The organism is Campylobacter gastrosuis (assembly GCF_030249845.1).
GTDB classification, from domain to species: Bacteria; Campylobacterota; Campylobacteria; order Campylobacterales; family Campylobacteraceae; genus Campylobacter_A; species Campylobacter_A gastrosuis.
Genome location: NZ_JANURM010000001.1, coordinates 238857 through 258915 on the forward strand (window position 1 = coordinate 238857; position 20059 = coordinate 258915).

Genomic DNA, 20059 nt, shown 5'->3' on the forward strand with positions numbered 1-20059 from the left:
ATATTTATTAATAGCAAAATTTTAAAAGCCCAAAAGGGCAACTAATGCTGAATTTTACGTTTATGCTAATTTAGCATAATTATTTTAAAACGAATAATAGATTTAAAATTTAATTTTAAAATTAAAGAAAATTTAATTTGTTATTTTATTTTAGGTGTAGTTTTGTTTATTTTATGTTAAAAATTATTTAAAAAGGCTAGGTTAGCCCAGCCTTAAAAATGCGTCTTTTAGGTCAATCCTGCCTTCATAATACGCCTTGCCGACAATCACGCCGCCGATTTTATCGGTATTTTTTAGGGCGATTATGTCGTTTATGTCCTTTACTCCGCCACTTGCTATTGTTTCAATACCACTTTCTTTTGCTATTTCTAGCGTGAAATCAACATTAACCCCGCTAAGTGTGCCGTCCCTGCCGATATCGGTGCAAATTATCGCCTTTACGCCAACATCTGCAAATTTCTTAGCAAGCTCGGTGGCTTTGATATTTGAAACACTAGCCCAGCCCTCGGTCGCCACGTAGCCGTCTTTTGCGTCAATGCCGACGACAATCGGATAAAGCTTAGCCATATTTGCTACAAATTTTGGCTCTTTTAGTGCTATTGAGCCTAAAATTAGGCGTTTTACGCCTAAATCTAAGTAGCGTTTAATGCGCTCTTCATCTCTAATCCCACCGCCAATTTGCACGTTTAAATCGGTGCTTTTTACGATTTTTTCAATCACTTTAAAATTTACTGGCTTACCAGCAAATGCTCCGTCAAGATCAACGATATGAAGCCACTTTGCACCTAAATCTTTGAAATTTTTAGCCAAAATTTCAGGTTCGTTTGAGTAGATTTTAGCGCTGCTCATCTCGCCTTTTAAAAGCCTTACGGCAAAGCCCTCTTTTAGGTCAATCGCTGGTAAAATTTGCATTATAACTCCGTGAAATTTTCTAAAATTTTAAGCCCAACTTCGTGGGATTTTTCAGGGTGAGGCTGAAAGCCAAAGACATTATCTTTTGCCACAGCACTAACGAAATCATAACCATATTCGCTAGTGCCTAAAATCGCGCTTTTATCATCGCAAATAGCGTGAAAGCTATGGACAAAATATAGATACTCGCTATCATTGAGCCCACGATTTATCGGCGTTTTTTGTGTAAAATTTATGCTATTCCAGCCAACGTGAGGTACTTTTAGCGGTGTGCTAAATTTAGTCTCATCAAATCTAACAACACTACCTTTTATCACGCCAAGTCCGTGATTTTCTCCAAATTCATAGCTTTTTTCAAATAAAAGTTGCATACCAAGACAGACGCCTAAAAATGGTTTGCCAGTTTTTATGAATTCTAAAATCGCAAGGTCTAGGTTTGCCTTTTTTAGCTTCTCTATCGCCTCGCCAAATGCACCAACGCCAGGCAAAACGGCTCTATCATAATTTTTTAGCTCATCTGGATTTGAGATTAAAACCGCACTTTTGCCTAAATTTTCAAAGGCATTTATCACGCTTTTTATGTTGCCAGCACCATAATCAATAATGGCTATCATTGCCCCTCCTGTTTTTTAACGCTAATTAAATAAATACTTAACGCAATCATTAAAAGTGCGACGCCACCGATTAGATAAATGGCGTTTATGATATTTTCCGGTGCTGTGATTGCAAATTTAAACACGAGCATAAGTGCTTCAATGGCTAGGGCGATGATGATTGAGCCGATAAATCTAACCATTGTTTTATAAAGCATACTGGCTTCATTTCGGTTTTTGCCAAGTACCTCCTCTTCAAAAATCGTCTTAACAAGGTCAAAAATGGCTAACGCTAGGGTTAGAAGTATCGTGCTTTCAAAGATATGCTCAACTTCAACATTTGAGGTGTGAGAGATAAAGCTCTCAACGCCGTCCCAAAATAAAAACGCACAAACCATAAACAAAGCCACGCAAAATAGCGTATAAACCGAGCGTAAAAATATCCCAAAATAGCTCTCAATTCGCCCGTCATCAATCATATTTAGTAAATTTTCAAGGCTAATGTCAATGCAAGCGATAAATTTTAGCTCGTTGTTTTCATCATAAATTGGCACGCTTGCAGTTACGCAAAGTTTGCCATTTAGGCTTGACGGATATGGGTCGCTTAAAAAGCACCTTTTTAGCCTGACAGCCGAGTAATAATAGGCTTTATTTGCCCTGTTTTCGCCATCTCCGATGATGTAGCACTCGTTTAGACTATAAGTGTTGCCAAGCTGAATGCCGTTTTTATCAAGTAGGTAAAATGCGTCAAAATTCTCAATCTCGTGAGCCATTTTATCAAACCCAGCCCTGACATTTTCAATGCTAACGCCGGGCAGTCTATTTGGGATATTTCGCTCAAAAAGATAGCACAAATATGCCCTTGCTTTGTATCTAATGTCGCTAAAACGCTGAATTTCTTTTATTATCAAAATTATCCTTTTAAATTTAGTTGATGATTAAACTCTGGCACAATGGTTTTTAAACAGGCTGAAATTTCGCTATCTTTTAGCGTTAAAAGAGTGCTGATTTGCTCATTTAGCTTTGAAATTTCATACGGCTCTGAGTGCGTTACAAAAATGCTTTCAAACTCGGTTCTAACGTCGTTTTTATCAATTAAAAGCTCCTCATAAAGCTTTTCGCCCATTCTAAGTCCGCTAAATTCAATGCCCAAATGCTCTTTATTTGATAAAATCAGCATTTTTTTAGCCAAATCAACAATTTTTATAGGCTCGCCCATATCAAGCACGAAAAGCTCGCCGCCACGTGCGATTGAGGCGGCTTGAAGCACGAGCTGACAGGCTTCGCTTACTAGCATAAAATAGCGAGTGATATCAGGGTGAGTAACGCTTAAAGGCTTGTTTTTTGCGATTAGTGCTTTAAATTTTGGTATGACAGAGCCTGATGAGCCAAGCACGTTGCCAAAGCGGACGCAAACTATCTCACAAGCACCAGTTTCGTTTGAATTTAGCGCATAAAGCTCACAAATTCGCTTTGTAGCACCCATTATGTTTGTTGGGCGGACGGCTTTATCGCTTGAAATGACGACTACTTTTTGTGCGTTAAATTTCTTGGCTAAATCAATGACGTTTTTTGTGCCGATTATGTTATTTTGCACCGCTTGGTGCGGGTTTAGCTCACAAAGTGGGACGTGTTTGTAGGCGGCTGCGTGGATTATAATCTCTGGCTTATAAAGGCTAAAAACTTCGGCTAAATCGCTAAAATTTGCGATATTTACCATTTTGCTAATGCACCTTTTATCGTTTGTATCTTCTGTGATTTTATAAAGATTAAACTCGCTATTTTCAACCATAACAAGCTCTCTAACGCCAAATTTCAGGCACTGCTTAACGATTTCAGAGCCTATGCTACCACCAGCACCAGTTACTAAAACCGACCTATTTTGTAAGAAATTTCTAACGACATCGGAGTTTAAATCCTTTGGCTTTCTAGCTAGTAAATCCTCAATTGAGATGTCTTTTATCGGCTCTTTGCCAACTAGCGAAAATAGCTTGACATCACGAATGCCATAGCCAGTAAGCTCATCAAAAAGCACCTGCAAATCATCTTGCTCTAAGGCTAGGGCGATGATTGCGGTTTTTACGTTGTATTCTTTGATTAAATTTACGATCTCTTTTTTATCTTGCACCAAAAATCCATCGCAATAAGTCCCAACAAGCTCACTTCTGCCATCAACCACGCCAACAGCATAAAAGTCAATGTAGCCACTTTTTAGCCCTTTTAAAACGTGAAGTGCCTTGCTTGTCGCACCAAAAACTATGCAAGGCTCACCCTTTCGTGGTTTGGTTGAGAAGTCTAAGAACATACGCTTTGAAATTCTTAAACCGCCGATTAACAAATATGAAATGACAAAGTCAATAAAGACCGCACTTCGTGGGAATGGGTTAAAAATATCTTGTGCCAAAAAGTAAATGAGCCAAAAAGTCAGCAATGAAAAGAGATGAACTAAGAAAATTTTACGTGCTTCATTTAAGCCAAAAAATCGCCACGGCACTCGGTAAATTTTAAATAGCCACATTAATGATAATTTAATGATAACTAAACAAAACAGGGTTAAAATAAGTCCATCGGTAAAAATTTCAGGGATATTGCCGTTAAATCTAAGTAAAAATGCAAAATAAATACTAAACGAAAAGATAATAGTATCGCTAAAAAGAAAGAAAACTAGCCTTTTTAGTTTCGTAGCTTTTAACATTTATGCGTTTTCCTTTACGATTTTTATCACTCGCTCTTGCGTTTTAGGGTCTAAGTCGCTACCGCTTGGCAGACAAATTCCGCGCTCAAATAAATTTTCGCTTGTGCCGTCTATCTCACATAAAGCTCCCTTAAATACGGGCTGGACGTGCATTGGCTTCCAAAGCGGACGGCTCTCAATGTTTGCCTTATTTAGTGCGTCAATAACCCTTAAATGCGCTCCACTTTGTTTAAAAACACCAGTTGTAAGCCACCTGTTAGCGCGAGAATTTGGGATCTCTGGCATAAATTCTAAAACATCGCTTAGCTCATTTTTATAAATTTCAAAAACTGCCCTTTTTTGCTCCACTCGTTTTTCTAAAACCTCCATTTGAGCAACGCCAATAGCGCCTAAAACGTTGCTAAGTCGGTAGTTGTAGCCAAAATCCTTATGCTCGTAGTGCAAAAACGGCTCACGTGCTTGTGTGCTGTAAAATCTAGCTTTCTCAACCAAATCATCACGCCCAACTAGCATACCGCCACCAGAAGTTGTGATGATTTTGTTGCCATTAAAGCTATAAACTCCAAGTTCGCCAAATGTGCCAAGTGCCTTGTTTTCATAAAATCCGCCAAGTGCTTCGGCTGCGTCTTCAACCAAAAAAATGCCCTCGTTTTTACAAATTTCACAAATTTCTTTCATCTTGCTGGCTTGCCCATAAAGGTGCGTTACCACTAGGGCTTTTGGCTTTTTTGGAGCGTTTTTGATCGCTCTTTTTAGTAGCTCTGGACTTAAATTCCAGCTCTCATCGCAGTCAATGAAAATTGGCGTGGCTTTTTCATACAAAATAGGCGAAACTGACGCCATAAAGGTAAAACTTGACGCCAAAACGACATCGCCTTGCGTAACGCCAAGCACCCTTAACGCAAGATGAAGTCCAGCCGTCCCAGATGATAACGCTAGGGCGTCGGTGGCTTTTGTGTAGCCCTTGATACTTGCTTCAAATTTATTCACATACTCGCCAAGTGGGGCTATGTAGTTGCTTTTAAAGACTTCGTTTATATACTCTTGCTCACGTCCGCTCATATTTGGCGGAGATAAAAAAACCCTATCCATTTTTATCCTTTTTTAAAAATCTGCGAATTTTAGCACTAAAAAATTAATTATTTTATTAAAAATTCCTGTGCGATTGCCTTGTTTTCAAACGGCAAAACGCTAAAATTTTCATCGCCAACGCTTACATTTACGCTCTTATTCTTATCCGCCCTTGTGTAAGCTAGTGCTAGGCGAAGTGCAAACTCTAAATCCGCCCTATCTGCTGTTTTATCAATAAAACTAATGGCACCCACGATATTATCTGGCAGTTTTATTTGATGAAATTTTGGATTTGGGGTCGCTAAGAGTGCGTTATTATCGGCTTCATCTCTGCCAATAATCATCTTTGAGCCGTTTTTTAGGCGTAGGTGGCGACCGAGTTTTAGCCACGCTACATCGGTATCGTTCATATCTTTATCATAATTTAAGTAGTCTTTGATTTTTACAGCAAAGCTCTCAATCGTAAGCAAACAGCCACCGCCCGGCGTGGCAAAATCCTGCCAATTAAGGCTTTTTGCAAGGGCTAGTTGTGGCTTTCTATCTCTGCCGCTAAAATCAAGAAGTTTGCTTCTATCTACCCAACCCTCACGCTCTGGCTTTGTAGGCTCTAAAAGCTTAGCACACATTGGGCGAAGGATTAAATCCTCTTCATCATCGGCTAGTTTTCTAACCTGATTTAGTGCCTCTTTTCGTTGGCTCATCGGACGTTGTCCTAAAACTTCGCCAGTGATGATAAAATTTGCATTCTCATCATTTAGCATATTTAGGGCGACCCTAAACATATATCCGTGGCAGTCAATGCAGGGGTTAAACTGCTTGCCGTAGCCAAATTTTGGGCTAAAAAGCACGTCTTGTAGATACTTACTTTTTATATCAACCACCTTTAAACTAGCCCCAGCTATCGCCGCCCTACGCCTTAACGTTTCAAATTTTTCAGGCTCTACGCCAAAACCAGTATCCATATAAAGTGCCACCACTTCAATGCCTTGCTCGCTTATGATTTTCATCGCAAGCATACTATCTAATCCACCGCTAAATAATGCTAATGCTTTCATTTTTGTTCTTGTAATCCTTTTAAAATTTTATTTATCTCTTCTAAATCCTGCAATTTTGTCGGACTTTGGCTGTTTTTTATCTGCTCCCTTCGTCTTTTGCAGTAGTTTATCTTTAAAATTTTTATCGCCTCAAAAAGGCTATTTTCATTTGTGATAATTTTTGGGCTGTTATCAAGCTCTAACTCTCTTAAAATCGCACTTTCACTGCCATTTTTGCCGTTTAAAATTTCGCTAAAAATATTGGCGTGATTTAAAAAAAACTTCTCATTTACCTGATCAATTACATAATCTTTGAAATTTTCATTTAAAAGTATCGTTTTTAAAAGCGAAAGTTCTAAGATATCTTTTGAAAATTTTGGCTTAATAATCTGCTCTTGTGGGGCAAAATTTCTAGGCGTGATTTGCGTTTTATTTAGGCTTAGCCCAGTTGGATTTAGCCCTAAAATCGTGGCAATAAGCGAGGTGTAGCTAGAAGCGATTATCGGTTTTAGCTCGTTTGTGTAAGCCATAATCTCATCAAGGCATTTTTGCTTTTGCTGTGGGCGTGAAAGGTCGTATTTTAGGGCGATTTGCCTGATAAAAAACTCGCCAAGCTCGGTGCCATTATTAAAAAGCTCTCTTAAATGCTCAGTCTTACCAGCAAAGACCATATCAGCTGGGTCGGCACCGCCTTCAATGATAACAACAGAGCCATCAATTTCGTTTGTTGTTAAAAGATGACTTGACTTAATGGCAGCGTTTATGCCAGCGCTATCGCCGTCAAAGCACAAAATGACGCTGATATTTTCACGCTTTAAAAGTGGCAGGTGCTTTTGGGTTAGGGCTGTGCCAAGCACGGCAACGGCGTTTGTAAAACCAGCAAAATGAAGCATAATCACATCAAGATAGCCCTCTGTGATGATTATCTGCTTTGTTTCGTAAATTTTTTTCTTAGCTAGATGAAAGCCATAAAGTAGCTTTGATTTGTCAAAAATTTCGCTTTGTGGGCTATTTACATATTTTGCTGGGTGGTTTGAGATAGTCCTGCCACCAAAGCCGACAAGCCTTGTGCTTTGTGAGTAAATGGGAAAGGTTATTCTATCAATGAAACTAGCGTAAATTCCGCTCTCATTTTGCTTAACAATGCCAATTTCAATCGCCTCTTTTGGCTCAATTTTTTCATTTTCTAAAAGTCTAATCGTTTGAATGCTACTTGGTGCAAATCCCAGCTCAAATCGCTCAATCATAGCGTCATTTATCCCACGAGAGTAAAGATAATTTATGGCGTCTTTATTTTGATAAAGTCGCGAGCGATAAAAGGCATTTACGTTTTCTAAAATTCGCTTGTTTTCTTTGAAATTTTGCTGATTTGTGGTGTATTCAAGCGTGAAATTATTCATACTTGCTAGTTTTTCAATCGCCTCTGGATAGCTTAATTTCTCATAATCCATTACAAATTTTATCGCATTGCCACCAGCCTTACAGGCAAAGCAGTGATAGATTTGCCTTTGTGGGCTTATGCTCATACTTGGATTTCTATCATCGTGAAATGGGCAGACGCATTTGTAATTTGCCCCCATTTTACGCACATCTACATAGTGGCTAATGGTATCAACAATATCAACAATACTAAGAAGTCGCTCAATGCTTTTTTGTGAAATCATAAGCAAGATTATACAATGGCTTTGCTATAATGTGGCTTTAAAATTTACAAAGAGTTTAAAATGGATATATTTTTTATAGGGCATAGAGATCCGATTTTTGGGGTTATCGTGCTTTTTGGTATTATTTTTATGGTTGCGTTTTTAAGCTACGCTTGGGGGCTTTTTCGCTCAAAAGATGAGAAAAGACGCATTGAAAAATTCATAAAAAAATTTGAAAATAAAAGCTCACTTAGTGATGAGCATATAAATTTACTTAAAAACCTTGATGTAAATACCGCTACTTTGGGGGTTTTAGGCACGATGTTTGTAAAAAGTGGCGATTTTGAAAAGGCAATTAGCGTCTATTTAATCGCACTTTCAAAGGCAAAAATCAAAGAAGAGAAGGAATTTGTGCTAACAGAGCTTGGCTCGGCGTATTTTAAGGCTGGATTTTTGCAAAACAGCACGGAGATTTTTTTAAAGGCGGTTGAGATTAGCCCACGAAATGCGGTTGCATTAAGGTATTTAACGATGATTGATGAGAAGCTAAAACGCTTTGATGATGCCTTAAATACGCTAAATTCGCTAAATGAGCTAGGGCTTGATACAAGAGAGGCTAAGGCTTATGTCAGGGCAAATATTATCTTAAATGATAAAAATTTAAGCGTTGAGCAAAAGAGCGATGAAATTTTGGCTTTGAGTGGCGATTTTAGGCTTTTAAAGCGAATGGCAATGCAACTTTGGCTAAAAAATGGGCTAAGCCTTGAAAATTTCAGAGATTTTGCAGATTTTAGCGATGTTGTTGATATACTTTATCATCAAAACAAGCCAGTAAATTTAGCAAATAGCGACTACAAAGCCCTGTTTTACGCAAAGGGCTTGGTTGATGAGCCTTGTAAAATTAATGGCTTTGAGCTAAATGTGATTAGAAATTTAAAAACGGCTGGATTTGATAGGGCTGATTTGAGTTTTAATTATGTTTGCAATAGCTGTAAAAACGCCTTTCCAATGCACTTTTATCGCTGTCCGGTATGTTTTAGTTTAGGTAGTGTTAAAATTACATTAACAATTACAGAGAAAACTGATGAAAATAGTATGCCTTTTTAGCGATGGCTCTTGTCTAAACAACCCAGGAGCTGGGGGCTGGGCGTATATTTTAGAGTATAAAAATGCCGTTAAAAAATCAAGCGGTGGCGAGGTGATGACTACGAATAATCAAATGGAGCTTCGTGCCGTGATTGAGGGCTTAAAGGCGTTAAAAGAGCCTTGTGAAGTAAGGCTTTTTACCGATAGCCAATACGTGGCAAACGCCATAAATTCGTGGCTTTCTGGCTGGGTTAAGAAAAATTTTAAAAATGTCAAAAATATCCCACTTTGGCTTGAATACCTGCAAATCTCAAAGCCACATAAAATCAAAGCCACGTGGGTTAAGGCACACAACGGACACCCACAAAACGAGGAGTGCGATAAAATGGCACGAGATGAAGCATTAAAGGCAAAAAATGAGTGATTTAAGAAAACTAGAAAAAATTTTAGGATATTCGTTTAAAAATGAGCAAATTTTAAAAGAGGCGCTAACTCACAAAAGCTCAAAACAGCCCTACAACAACGAGCGTTTGGAGTTTTTAGGAGACGCTGTTATGGATTTGATTGTTGGCGAATATCTGTTTAAGAATTTTTCAAAAACAAATGAGGGCGATATGAGTAAATTACGTGCCGCTCTTGTAAATGAAAAGAGCTTTGCAACTATGGCAAACGCCCTAAATTTAGGCGATTTTATCTATATTTCGCAGTCTGAGCAAAACAACGGCGGACGTGAAAAGCCAAGCATTTTAAGCGACGCTTTTGAGGCGATTATGGGTGCGATTTACCTTGAAGCTGGGCTTTTTAAGGCACAAGAGATAGCCTTAAATTTACTGCAAAAGTGCTATCCAAAGATTGATTATTTAAGCCTTGTTAAGGATTACAAAACCGAACTTCAAGAGCTAACTCAGGCACGACTTGGTGTGACGCCAGTTTATGAGCTAGTTAGAAGCTTTGGGCCTGATCACAAAAAGGAGTTTGAAATGGCACTTTTTATCAATGAGCGTGAAATTTCGCGTGGGATGGCAGGGTCAAAAAAAGAGGCACAGCAGATTGCTGCTAGGATTGCGATTGAGAAAATAAAAGGATAAATTTTGAACACTTTTGGGACTAGATTAAAATTTACAAGCTTTGGCGAGAGCCACGCATTAGCCATTGGTGGCGTGATTGACGGCTTGCCAGCTGGGATAAAGATTGATTTTGATTTTTTGCAAAACGAGCTTGATAGGAGAAGACCGGGTAAAAATAAATTCTCAACCGCAAGGGACGAGGCTGATAAAATTGAGATTTTTAGCGGTGTTTTTAATGGTTTTAGCACCGGCACGCCAATAGGTTTTGCCATTTTTAACCAAAATCAAAAATCAAACGATTATGAGAATTTACGCGAGATTTTTCGCCCAGCACACGCTGATTTTACATATTTTTCTAAATTTGGCATAAGAGATCACAGGGGCGGTGGCAGGGCAAGTGCCAGAGAGACTGCCGTTAGGGTCGCTTGTGGGGCGTTTGCACAAATGCTTTTAAATGAGTTTGACATTAGCGTAAAAAGTGGCGTTTTTAGCGTTGGTAGCGTTGTTTGCGATAGTTTTGACTTTGATTTAGCGCTTAATTCTGAAATTTTCTCTCTTGGCAAAGAAGATGAGATGAAGGCGTTAATTATGAAAGCAAGGGGCGAGCACGATAGCGTTGGTGCTGGTGTGCTAAGCGTGGCAAGTGGCGTTTTAAAGGGGCTTGGCGAGGTGCTTTATGATAGGCTTGACGCTAGACTTGCGGCTGCTTTAATGGGGATAAATGGCGTTAAAGCCGTTGAGATAGGCGAGGGCGTGAGAGCTTCGCAGCTTTTTGGCTCGCAAAATAACGATGAAATGGACAAAAATGGCTTTTTAAGTAACCACGCAGGCGGAATTTTAGGCGGGATTAGCACCGGGCAAGATATCGTTTTAAGAAGCTATTTTAAGCCGACGCCGTCAATTTTTAAACCGCAAAGAACGCTAAATTTAAACGGAGAGAGCGTGAGCTTTGAGCTTCGTGGCAGACACGACCCTTGCATTGGAGTGCGTGGGTCAGTGGTCGCAACAGCGATGATAAGGCTAGTTTTAGCCGATATGCTGCTTTTAAATTTAAGCTCAAACATAAACACAATCAAAAAGGCTTACGCTAAATGAAAATCCTAATCATAAAATTTAGAAATATTGGCGATGTTTTACTCACAACTCCGCTTATTGATAATCTGCGTCATCACTACCCAGACGCTGTGATTGATTTTGCCCTAAATAGTGGCACAGAAGCGATGATAACGGATAATCCTAACGTGCGAAAAATTCACATTTATGATAGAAATGCTAAAAAATTTGGACTTTTTAAACGCATAGTAACGGAGCTGAAATTTATAAACGCTATCAAAAAAGAAAAATACGATATCGCTATACAAACTACAACTGGCGACAGGGGCATAATCATCGCAAAATACGCTAAAATCAAAACAATCGTGGGCTTTTGTGGCAAAAACAAAACGATAAATAAATTCATAACTCACAAAGTCCCTAAAATAGAGGGGCTTACTCACATTGTAGATAGAAATTTAGCCACGCTAAATGCCCTAAATTTAGCCATTATTAGCAAAAAAGTAAGCATATTTTTTGATGAAAACTTAGCCCCAAATTTACCGCCAAAATTTATCCATTTTCATCTGACAAGTCGCTGGATGTTTAAGTGTGTAAAAGATGAGGTTATGGCTGGTCTTATTGATTTTTGTGAAAATGAGCTAAAAATAAAGGTAGCAATTACGGCTGATAAAAACGAAGCCGAGATGAAAAAAGTGGCCGATGTTTTGGGGCTTTGCAAGTCAAATCCGCTAAATTTCGCGGGCGTTTTAAGCCTAAAAGAGGTTGCTGCTTTAAATAAAAAAGCCACCCTTTTTGTGGGCGTTGATACAGCGATAATGCATATTTCAGCCGCAAATGACGTGCCAGTCATCGCATTTTTTGGCCCAAGCGGTGCTTTTGAGTGGGGTCCGTGGGATAACTCTTTAATGCAAAGTGGCTACACCAAAAGAAATGGTAACCAACAAATGGGCAAACACAGCGTATTTCAAAAAGACTGGGAGTGCGCTCCGTGCGGACAAGATGGCTGTGAGGGGTCAAAAATCAGTCGCTGTTTAATGGAATTTAGCGATTTAGATGCCGTTAAAAATCTCATAAAAGAGAAAATTTCAGCCTTTTAGCTTTGCGTAAATTTTGCTTATAAACTCATTTTGGTATATAAAAAGGCTCTTTTTTAGCCAAAAAGCACCATTTTTAACGGCTATTCGCTTAATGTAATCTAAATTTTTATCAGCCAAATTTGCCCCGCGCTCTGTCGTGTAAAATATCTCATAGCCTAAATTTTTAGCAATTTTTAGCTTTTCATCATCAAATTTACCGCGTGGCCAGCAAAGGTGCGTATCATCAAAGTCAAGCCGATTTTTTATCGTGTTTTTACAAAGCTCTAAATCTGCTTCAAAGGGCAAATCGCCAAAATATCCGTCGGTGTGTCCGTGCGTGTGCGAGTGAAAGTTGCAAAGCTCGCTCATCTTAGCCACCTCGTCCCAGTTTAAAAATAGCGAGGCTGGATTTTGGGGTGCTTGCTGCTTTGCTTGTGCGTGGTGTAAGGGCGTAAATTCCGCCTTTTTAAGGGCATTTTGTTCGCTTGATTTTTCTATCCATTGGGTTACTAAAAATATCGTGGCGTTTAGATTAAACTGCTTTAAAATCGGATAAGCGTAGTAAAAATTATCCCGCCAACCATCATCAAAAGTTATAAAAACGCTTTTTTTTGGCGGTGCAAACTCGCCCTTTTTATAGGCTAAAAACTCGCTAGAAGTGAGCGTTTTATAGCCATTATCTGCTAGGAATTTCATCTGGGCTAAAAACTCGCTCACACTACTTGCTATAAAACCACTCTCTGGTAAAATGTGATGATACATTAAAACCGCAACGCCCATAAAAACTCCGAATTTATTTTATTTTTCTGTGATTTTAGCTAAAATTAACTAAAAAATAGGTTTTTAATGATAAAAGTTATACACACAGAATGGTCTGATGGCTGGGGCGGTCAAGAGATACGCACAATAAGCGAGTCATTAGCTCTTAAAGAAAAATACGGCGTAAATGTCATCATCGCTTGTAGAAGCAACGCCAAGATAGCCACAAAAGCAAAAGAAGCTGGGCTAGGTGTTGTCTTTTTTGATTTTAAGGGGGCTTTTGACGTTAAAAGCATAATTGCCCTTGTAAAATTCATCAAGCAAAACAATATAAATATATTAAACTCACACAGCGGTAAAGATACGTGGGTGGGCGGACTAGCGGCAAAAATAGCTGGGATAAAATTCATAAGAACTCGCCATCTCTCAAATGCGATAAGTAGTTCAAGGCTAAATTTTATCAATGAACTAGCTGATTTTATCATCACAACTGGCGAGAGCGTAAAAGATGCTATGATAAAAAATAACCGCATAAATCCGCAAAAAATACTATCAATCCCAACTGGCGTTGATGATACGAAATTTAAATCTGAGCTTTACGACAAAGACGAGTGTCTTAAAAAATTTGGACTAGAAAATGATAAAATTTATATAGGTATGCTCTCTGTTTTAAGAGCCATAAAACGCCACGATATATTTTTAAAAATAGCTCTAAATTTACACGAAAAATATCCAAATGCCCTGTTTGTAATAGCTGGTAGCGGACCACAAGAGCAAAATATACGTGATTTTATAAAAAATAACAATATGCAAGAGTATGTAAAAATGCTAGGACATCAAGAAAATACAGCTATGTTTTTAAAGGCGATTGATATTTATATGATGATATCAGAAAATGAAGGTGTCCCACAATCCCTAATGCAAGCACTATTAATGCAAAAAGCAAGTATCGCTACTAATGTAGGTAGTGTAAGCGACCTTTATGATGGCAAGAATTTTAAACTTGTTGATTTTGATGAGATAAAAATCCAAAATGCACTTGAAAATTTACTGCAAAACAGCAACGAACGTGAAATTTTAGAGCAAAATGCAAGAGAATTTGTAAAAAATAACTTTACAAAAGATATAATGGCTAAGAAAATTTATCAAATTTACACAAACTTATTAAATGCTAAAAAAAATAATTTTTTATCTTAGTTTTTAAAAATAATACGTTTTACGTTATCAAAAACTTCTTTTGCTGTAATTTTCTCCATTACGTGACTATAATCTTTATGTCTAGAAAAATTATCATCTATATTAAAATCAGCTTTTATAAACTTAAATATATCCTGACCATAATTTGGCATAAATAATTCCGGGCTAGTCACGCCAAAAAGCCCGATTAGCGGCGTGTTTAATGCAACGGCAATATGAAGTGGTCCGGTATCTGGGGTGATTAAAATATCAAGTCTATCTATTAATGCAGCCGCTTCTCTTACGTTAAAAACCCCAGCCAAATTTAGCACCCTTTCATCATTTATTACACTAAAAAGTTCATTAGTCATAGTCCTTTCGCTTGGGCTACCAGTTAGGACGATTTTTGTATTTGGCTCGTTTAAAACAAGCCTTGCAAGCTCTATCCAGTGTTTTAAGACCCAATATTTTGCTCTGACACTAGCACCCATTTGAAAGCCTATAAATTTTGTTTGTCTATCTTTTTTAAGTATATTATCTACTCTTTGATAATCGCTTGCATTTAGATATAAGTCAAATTTTGTGTTTGTATTTTTTAAACCAATAAATTCAAGTTGTTTTAGCCTACCCAATACGACATATTTATCAAATTCATCATAGTATTTTGGCGTATTTGAGTGTAAAAAATTAAACTCATTTTTTAAATTTGGTATCTTAAAAACATACTTTGCACCGCTTAAAATAGCAAGTGGTGTGGCTTGTGGGTCGTTTGAGTGAAGCAAAAAACAAATGTCAATATTTTTTGTTTTTAAAATTTTAAGTGCCTTTAAAAATCCATTCCACCTGCCATTATATGGGATAATCTCATCTAAATTTGGATTATTTTCAAACAAAGCCATATTTTTTGGGTTTAGTAACGCTATTGTTTTTACATTTGGGAATTTTTCTTTAAAAGCACGAAAAACTGGGGTGTTAAACAAGGTATCACCAATGGCTGTGTTACTAAAAAAGCAGACCACTTTAAATGGCTCACTGACAAGTTCGGTTTTTACTGCACTTTTATTTTTAAGAGTAGCTTTTAAAATTTCTTCAAAAATTTTCATACTATTTTATCCTGTTTGTTATTGCAAAAAATAGCACAAACCATACCAAAAATAATATAGAAAAATCTAGCTTCGCTATCGGCAAAAAAGCTACCAAAACAAAGACTGCCAATAAATCCAAAAGCACCTAAAAAAGTAAATATCCCAAAAGTATTTATCTCTTTTGTGTTTGTTTTAATCAATGCATAAGAGTATTTTAAAAAATATACCCAAATTAATAAAAATAATAAAAATCCAAAAATCCCAAGTGAAAACAATATGCCTACAAATTCATTATGTGCTTGTGAATACTCACAAAATGGTTGTTTTTCTTTATCTACTAATTTAACTATTGTTTTATGATATAAAAATCTGCCATATCCAGTCGGCATAAATGGCTCTTCTAATCTGTATAGTATCGCCGATTTCCACATTGACAATCTGCTTGTAATAGAGTGATTAAAGCCCATTTGTTCATATTTTTGCATTTGCATAGGGCTATCGCTTAACATTTTATAATAATCATCTATATGAGAAAGATTATATCTACTTGATAAATTGCTAGAATATACAGAAAAAACTCCAATCACGACTACCATTATAGCAGTAATGGCGAATTTTAACTTGATTGATTTTACGATAAAAATAACAAAAGCTATTAGCATTAAAAGAGCACCGATATATGCAGCTCTTGTCTGAGTTGAAACTATGCTAAGAAGTGTTAAAAATAATAAAAAAATCATTAATTTTTTGTTTTCTTTATAAATAGCAATGGCAAAAGCCAAAGCGTATGTAGCCCATATGCCAAATCTTTCGCCTCCGCCATTATCCAAAGCACCATCTAAAAGCCCACCCATTCTATGCTCAAAGCTAAAACCAAAACTTGACCAAATAAAAATATTTATGATTGTATGAAATATAACTGATAGATAAATGGTATTTAAATATGGTTTTAATTTATTTTGGTCTATATTTTTAAAATATAAAAACATAATTGCCATTACAACTATATTTTTTAGCAGCTCGGAATTTACCTCTTTTAAACTCTCGTGTCTGTCTATTGAAAAAAATACAGAAATATATGAGATAATTAAGAAAAGCAAAAAAACCAACGATATGTCTTTAATGCACAAAAAATCTTTTATTTTAAATTTCTTATAATCTAGTAAAACAAGAAGCAAAAAACCGCCTAAGGCTATATTTTGAACTGCTGTTACGTGACCAATTGGGAGAAAAAATATAAGTACCGCAAAAAATAATATTTTTAAATAATCAAATATATTGTTGTATTTTATCAAACAAATCTCCTAAATCAACATTTTGTGCTATTTTATCTTTACCGCAAATAACTACGACATTATCGCCCCACGGACACCACCTTTTTGTGCTTGATTTGCCAAAAATGGCAAATGTTTTAACTCCAAGTGCTGGTGCTAAGTGCATAGCTCCACCTTCTAGTGTGAGTAGAAATTTAGCACATTGCAAATAGTTTGCCATATCATCTAAACTAGCCGTTTTAAGGTATTGTATATCTATTTTTTGCGAAATTTCTTGTGCTTCTTTGCTATCTTCTGATGTTATTATCACGTTTTTAAAAGTGTCTTTTAAAAATTTAGCTATTGTTACAATTTTATCTTGCGTGATTTTATTCTCTTTCATTCTGCTAGATATATGAAAAAACACAAAATCCTTAAATTTATCGCTTGGATTTTTAGGCAGGTAAAGTGTTTTTTCATCGCCAAAAACCACGCCAAGTGGCTTTAAAATTTCATAACAAAGCATAACTTCGTGCATATCATCGCTAAATTTTATCTTATCGGTTATAATTTTCTTTGGTTTTTTAGCATCAACGCCAAGCACTCTTTTTGCCCTGCTAACCTGTGCAAAAAGTGCTGCTGAGCTAGAATAGTGGCTTCTAAAAATCACAGCCACGTCGTATTTTTGCCTAAAAATTTCAAACAAAACCGCACATTTTTTAAAAAATGCACCTATTTTATCAAACAGCGATTTTTTGTGCTTTGGCTTTGTGTAGATGTGAATTTTGTTAAGATATGGATTTTTATCCACCACACAGGCATTTAGGCTATTTACGACTATGTCTATTTGTGCGTTAGGGTAAGCCTTGCGAAGTGCCAAAATGGCTGGTGTCGTGCAAATTAGGTCGCCGATATTGTCATTTCTAATTAGTAAAATTTTCATTTGGGCGAGATTATAGCTAAGTTTTTATTAATTTTATTATAAAACCAAACAAAACTCCACCCAAAATTCACTGCCGACGTTAGGCTTGCTTTTTACGCCGATTTTTGCATTGTGAAGATTAGCGATATTTTTAGCAATAGCAAGCCCAAGACCGCTACCTGCGTTTAAATTTTTATTTCTTGAACTCTCGGCTTGGTAAAATTTATGCCAAATTAGCTCGGTATCTTTTTGCAAAATTCCAGCCCCATCATCTTTGACGCTTAGTAAAGCCCGTGTTTTAGAAGTGCTTAGATTTAGCTCAATCTTGCTCGTGCTAAATTTTAGCCCATTACTTAAAAAATTATCAACCAGCCTAATTATCATCAGCTCATCGCCTAAAATTTCTACATTATCAGCGATATTGTGGCTAAATTTTATCCCCTTAATACCAGCTAATTTTTCATAATCCGTGGCAATGTTTTTTAAAACTAAGCTAAGATTTATGCGTTTTAGGAGCAAATTTCTGCCTGATTCTAGCCGTGAAATCTCTAAAATTTGATCTATTAATGAGGCTATTTTTTTAGATTGCCTTATGATGATGTCTAGCGACTCCTTTGCTTCATCTAAATTTTGTGAATAATTTTTTGCGTAGTCACTCTCGGCGATGATAACAGATAGCGGTGTTCGTAGCTCGTGGGAGATGTCAGATGTGAGCTGTTTTTCGCTTTTGTAGGCACTTTCAAGAGAGTCTAGCATTAGGTTAAAAACACTTGCTAGTGTGTGTAGCTCATCTTTACCCTCTGGCAGTTTTATACGCTTTGAAAAGTCTTTGTTGTGTCCGATATCAAGGGCGGTTTTTGACATTGTAGATACTGGCTTCATTGCGTTTTTTATGGTTTTATAGCCACCATAAAGTACAAATATAAACAAAACTGGCACAAAAATGCCAAGTGCTAGTAAAAACAGCCCGTCTTTTTTAAAAAAATTATCTATATTTATAACGCCTCTAATCCAAATACCGCTATCATTTGTAGCGATATCGTAGTAGTAAAAGCGGTTTTTATTGTTCTCATAAAGTCTAATTTCTGCGCTATCTTTTTTAAGTGAGGCGTCAAAATTTTTAGGCACCAAACCACCCACCACACTACCATTTGCGCCGTATTTTATAAAAAATATCCCGTCATCATAAGGCTCGAATTCCCTCATATCATTAGCGATTTTTGTAACTGATTTTGCTAGTTTTTTCTGACCGGTGCTTTTAAAAATTTCATCTGCTATGAGTGCTGATATGATGATAAGTGCCGTTACTAAAACGATAATGAAAAATGAATACCAAAGCGTTACACGCGCAGTAATTGGGATATTTTTAACCGTTTGTTTAATCCTTAATAACATAGCCAAGTCCTCTTTTAGTTTGGATTATTTCGTTTTTGCCAAGCTTTTTTCTTATGTTTTTTACAAGCACGTCAATGATATTTGAACTACCAGTGTAGTCAAAATCCCAAACGTGCTCTTTAATCTGATCTCTGCTTAAAATTCTGCCCTTATTTAGTGTCAAAAACTCTAAAATTTCATACTCTTTGGCGGTTAGTTCTATCTCTTGCTCATCTAGCTTTACGGATTTTTTTAGAAGGTTGATTTTTAGCCTATCTACTGAAATTTCATTATCGGCGTTGCCACTATTTCGCCTTATTAGCACTCTTATTCTTGCTAAAAGCTCTTTAAAATCAAATGGCTTTACTAAATAATCATCAGCTCCAGCGTCAAGTCCGCCCACAATATCGTCTATCTCGTCCTTTGCCGTTAGTATTAGCACAGCAGTATCAAGCTTTTTAGTGCGTATTTTTTTTAAAAATGTAAGCCCGTCCATTACTGGCATCATAACATCAAGCACGATAAGGTCGTAGTGTGCTACGGCGATAAAGTCCATAGCCTCATCGCCGTTAAATGCACTATCTACGCTATATCCGCTCTTTTTAAGGTGTTTTACGATGACGTTATTTAGGTCTATCTCATCTTCTATGACTAAAATTTTCATCTTTGCCTTTCTAAAATTTGCGTGTTATTTTATCAAATTTTAGCTTTTTGATTTTATTTTGTGCGGTTGCTAATTATCTCGCCTGTTTGTGCGTTTATGATCACCTTTCTTTCGCTTTTATCACGTTTTAGCTCTATTTTGTAAATCCAAGTGCCGTTTTTATTATCAAGATCTGCCTCATCAAGACTCCAGCCAGCTTCAAGCGCTAGTGCTTTACTAGCCGCCTCATCAATGCTAAGTGAGAATTTTGAAAAATCTATCGCCTCGCTTGGCAGGAGCTTTTTATTTTTGCTCTTTTGCTCTACGATTTGAGAATTTGTCGCATCAATTTTTATCTTTTGCTTTATGTCATCTTTAAAAGACTCAACCTTATAAAATGTCGTGCCGTTTTTTACATCTATTGAGATGTCTTTGACGCTTGAACCCGGTAGGTTTTTCTGCGCTATTTTTAGGGCTTCATCGTATGTGATAGCCGCCTGCAAGCCTGTCGTGCCTAAAACTGCTGCTAAAACAGCAAAGCTTAGTAGTTTGTTCATTTTTAATCCTTTGTTTTAAGTTGGATGAGCGAATTATAAAACCACAAAATGAAGCTA

Annotated in this window: 20 protein-coding genes; 6 read left to right on the top strand and 14 right to left on the bottom strand. The window is 36.9% G+C overall.

Translation table 11 applies throughout. The features are described 5' to 3' along the window. Nucleotides 1-201: 201 nt before the first annotated feature. Genes hisA through dnaG form a run of 7 tightly spaced genes read right to left on the bottom strand, consistent with a single transcriptional unit; the run spans nt 202 to nt 7969 of the window. The gene (hisA, locus tag NYG85_RS01215; protein WP_284936514.1) at nt 202-912 is read right to left on the bottom strand and encodes a 1-(5-phosphoribosyl)-5-[(5-phosphoribosylamino)methylideneamino]imidazole-4-carboxamide isomerase; all 711 of its coding nucleotides are present in this window, start codon (nt 910-912) and stop codon (nt 202-204) included. Then, nucleotides 912-1526 carry an imidazole glycerol phosphate synthase subunit HisH gene (gene hisH, locus NYG85_RS01220; RefSeq protein ID WP_284936515.1) on the bottom strand — a complete coding sequence of 205 codons (615 nt, stop codon included), beginning with the start codon at nt 1524-1526 and terminating at the stop codon, nt 912-914. Before hisH ends, hisA begins: the two co-directional genes overlap by 1 nt. After that, on the bottom strand, nt 1523-2416 hold the full coding sequence (locus tag NYG85_RS01225; protein ID WP_284936516.1) for a PDC sensor domain-containing protein: 894 nt from the start codon (nt 2414-2416) through the stop codon (nt 1523-1525). Before NYG85_RS01225 ends, hisH begins: the two co-directional genes overlap by 4 nt. Nucleotides 2417-2418: 2 nt before the next feature. Next, complete coding sequence (locus NYG85_RS01230; RefSeq protein ID WP_284936517.1) at nt 2419-4200, bottom strand: UDP-N-acetylglucosamine 4,6-dehydratase family protein; 1782 nt, start codon at nt 4198-4200, stop codon at nt 2419-2421. Then, on the bottom strand, nt 4201-5292 hold the full coding sequence (gene pglE, locus NYG85_RS01235) for a UDP-N-acetylbacillosamine transaminase (protein ID WP_284936518.1): 1092 nt from the start codon (nt 5290-5292) through the stop codon (nt 4201-4203). Nucleotides 5293-5339: 47 nt separating this feature from the next. Further along, complete coding sequence (locus tag NYG85_RS01240) at nt 5340-6326, bottom strand: argininosuccinate synthase domain-containing protein (RefSeq protein WP_284936519.1); 987 nt, start codon at nt 6324-6326, stop codon at nt 5340-5342. Continuing rightward, the gene (gene dnaG, locus NYG85_RS01245; protein WP_284936520.1) at nt 6323-7969 is read right to left on the bottom strand and encodes a DNA primase; all 1647 of its coding nucleotides are present in this window, start codon (nt 7967-7969) and stop codon (nt 6323-6325) included. Before dnaG ends, NYG85_RS01240 begins: the two co-directional genes overlap by 4 nt. Nucleotides 7970-8029: 60 nt before the next feature. On the opposite strand from dnaG, the gene NYG85_RS01250 reads away from it, so the two are divergent. The 5 genes from NYG85_RS01250 to rfaQ are packed head-to-tail and all read left to right on the top strand — an operon-like array spanning nt 8030 to nt 12254. Then, nucleotides 8030-9055: a tetratricopeptide repeat protein gene (locus NYG85_RS01250; protein WP_284936521.1), complete on the top strand. Its 1026-nt coding sequence runs from the start codon at nt 8030-8032 to the stop codon at nt 9053-9055. Continuing rightward, nucleotides 9033-9458, top strand: a complete 426-nt coding sequence (gene rnhA, locus NYG85_RS01255; protein WP_284936523.1) for a ribonuclease HI — start codon at nt 9033-9035, stop codon at nt 9456-9458. Before NYG85_RS01250 ends, rnhA begins: the two co-directional genes overlap by 23 nt. Continuing rightward, nucleotides 9451-10122, top strand: a complete 672-nt coding sequence (gene rnc, locus NYG85_RS01260; RefSeq protein WP_284936524.1) for a ribonuclease III — start codon at nt 9451-9453, stop codon at nt 10120-10122. The genes rnhA and rnc overlap by 8 nt, the downstream gene beginning before the upstream one ends. A gap of 3 nt (nt 10123-10125) precedes the next feature. Further along, nucleotides 10126-11196, top strand: coding sequence for a chorismate synthase (gene aroC / locus NYG85_RS01265; RefSeq protein ID WP_284936525.1), 1071 nt, complete (start codon nt 10126-10128; stop codon nt 11194-11196). Further along, nucleotides 11193-12254, top strand: a complete 1062-nt coding sequence (rfaQ, locus tag NYG85_RS01270; RefSeq protein ID WP_284936527.1) for a putative lipopolysaccharide heptosyltransferase III — start codon at nt 11193-11195, stop codon at nt 12252-12254. The genes aroC and rfaQ overlap by 4 nt, the downstream gene beginning before the upstream one ends. On the opposite strand, the gene NYG85_RS01275 is transcribed toward rfaQ, so the two are convergent. Then, the gene (locus NYG85_RS01275) at nt 12243-13013 is read right to left on the bottom strand and encodes a polysaccharide deacetylase family protein (RefSeq protein ID WP_284936528.1); all 771 of its coding nucleotides are present in this window, start codon (nt 13011-13013) and stop codon (nt 12243-12245) included. The genes rfaQ and NYG85_RS01275 overlap by 12 nt on opposite strands. Nucleotides 13014-13079: 66 nt before the next feature. Here NYG85_RS01275 and NYG85_RS01280 point away from each other — a divergent pair, with 66 nt between their 5' ends. Beyond that, complete coding sequence (locus tag NYG85_RS01280) at nt 13080-14189, top strand: glycosyltransferase (protein ID WP_284936530.1); 1110 nt, start codon at nt 13080-13082, stop codon at nt 14187-14189. Here the strand turns inward: NYG85_RS01280 and NYG85_RS01285 are convergent. The 6 genes from NYG85_RS01285 to NYG85_RS01310 form a co-directional block, all read right to left on the bottom strand. After that, the gene (locus NYG85_RS01285) at nt 14186-15271 is read right to left on the bottom strand and encodes a glycosyltransferase family 9 protein (RefSeq protein ID WP_284936531.1); all 1086 of its coding nucleotides are present in this window, start codon (nt 15269-15271) and stop codon (nt 14186-14188) included. The genes NYG85_RS01280 and NYG85_RS01285 overlap by 4 nt on opposite strands. After that, complete coding sequence (locus NYG85_RS01290; RefSeq protein ID WP_284936532.1) at nt 15268-16431, bottom strand: O-antigen ligase family protein; 1164 nt, start codon at nt 16429-16431, stop codon at nt 15268-15270. The genes NYG85_RS01285 and NYG85_RS01290 overlap by 4 nt, the downstream gene beginning before the upstream one ends. A gap of 91 nt (nt 16432-16522) precedes the next feature. Next, nucleotides 16523-17449 (bottom strand): glycosyltransferase family 9 protein, encoded by a 927-nt coding sequence (locus NYG85_RS01295; protein ID WP_284936533.1) that lies wholly within the window; start codon nt 17447-17449, stop codon nt 16523-16525. Between the two features lie 36 nt (nt 17450-17485). Beyond that, nucleotides 17486-18823: a sensor histidine kinase gene (locus NYG85_RS01300; protein ID WP_284936534.1), complete on the bottom strand. Its 1338-nt coding sequence runs from the start codon at nt 18821-18823 to the stop codon at nt 17486-17488. Beyond that, nucleotides 18807-19466: a response regulator transcription factor gene (locus tag NYG85_RS01305; RefSeq protein ID WP_284936535.1), complete on the bottom strand. Its 660-nt coding sequence runs from the start codon at nt 19464-19466 to the stop codon at nt 18807-18809. Before NYG85_RS01305 ends, NYG85_RS01300 begins: the two co-directional genes overlap by 17 nt. A gap of 53 nt (nt 19467-19519) precedes the next feature. Continuing rightward, entirely contained in the window at nt 19520-20002 is a 483-nt protein-coding gene (locus NYG85_RS01310) for a PepSY domain-containing protein (RefSeq protein WP_284936537.1), read from the bottom strand. Nucleotides 20003-20059 lie beyond the last annotated feature (57 nt).

What these genes read in the sequence shown, in the direction of transcription:
- pglE (WP_284936518.1), bottom strand. Translation starts at nt 5,292, where the DNA reads ATGGATAGGGTTTTTTTATCTCCGCCAAATATGAGCGGACGTGAGCAA.
- rnhA (WP_284936523.1), top strand. Translation starts at nt 9,033, where the DNA reads ATGAAAATAGTATGCCTTTTTAGCGATGGCTCTTGTCTAAACAACCCA.
- dnaG (WP_284936520.1), bottom strand. Translation starts at nt 7,969, where the DNA reads ATGATTTCACAAAAAAGCATTGAGCGACTTCTTAGTATTGTTGATATT.
- NYG85_RS01300 (WP_284936534.1), bottom strand. Translation starts at nt 18,823, where the DNA reads ATGTTATTAAGGATTAAACAAACGGTTAAAAATATCCCAATTACTGCG.
- NYG85_RS01295 (WP_284936533.1), bottom strand. Translation starts at nt 17,449, where the DNA reads ATGAAAATTTTACTAATTAGAAATGACAATATCGGCGACCTAATTTGC.
- NYG85_RS01310 (WP_284936537.1), bottom strand. Translation starts at nt 20,002, where the DNA reads ATGAACAAACTACTAAGCTTTGCTGTTTTAGCAGCAGTTTTAGGCACG.
- NYG85_RS01305 (WP_284936535.1), bottom strand. Translation starts at nt 19,466, where the DNA reads ATGAAAATTTTAGTCATAGAAGATGAGATAGACCTAAATAACGTCATC.
- hisA (WP_284936514.1), bottom strand. Translation starts at nt 912, where the DNA reads ATGCAAATTTTACCAGCGATTGACCTAAAAGAGGGCTTTGCCGTAAGG.
- NYG85_RS01250 (WP_284936521.1), top strand. Translation starts at nt 8,030, where the DNA reads ATGGATATATTTTTTATAGGGCATAGAGATCCGATTTTTGGGGTTATC.
- rnc (WP_284936524.1), top strand. Translation starts at nt 9,451, where the DNA reads ATGAGTGATTTAAGAAAACTAGAAAAAATTTTAGGATATTCGTTTAAA.
- hisH (WP_284936515.1), bottom strand. Translation starts at nt 1,526, where the DNA reads ATGATAGCCATTATTGATTATGGTGCTGGCAACATAAAAAGCGTGATA.
- NYG85_RS01230 (WP_284936517.1), bottom strand. Translation starts at nt 4,200, where the DNA reads ATGTTAAAAGCTACGAAACTAAAAAGGCTAGTTTTCTTTCTTTTTAGC.
- rfaQ (WP_284936527.1), top strand. Translation starts at nt 11,193, where the DNA reads ATGAAAATCCTAATCATAAAATTTAGAAATATTGGCGATGTTTTACTC.
- NYG85_RS01240 (WP_284936519.1), bottom strand. Translation starts at nt 6,326, where the DNA reads ATGAAAGCATTAGCATTATTTAGCGGTGGATTAGATAGTATGCTTGCG.
- NYG85_RS01285 (WP_284936531.1), bottom strand. Translation starts at nt 15,271, where the DNA reads ATGAAAATTTTTGAAGAAATTTTAAAAGCTACTCTTAAAAATAAAAGT.
- NYG85_RS01275 (WP_284936528.1), bottom strand. Translation starts at nt 13,013, where the DNA reads ATGGGCGTTGCGGTTTTAATGTATCATCACATTTTACCAGAGAGTGGT.
- NYG85_RS01280 (WP_284936530.1), top strand. Translation starts at nt 13,080, where the DNA reads ATGATAAAAGTTATACACACAGAATGGTCTGATGGCTGGGGCGGTCAA.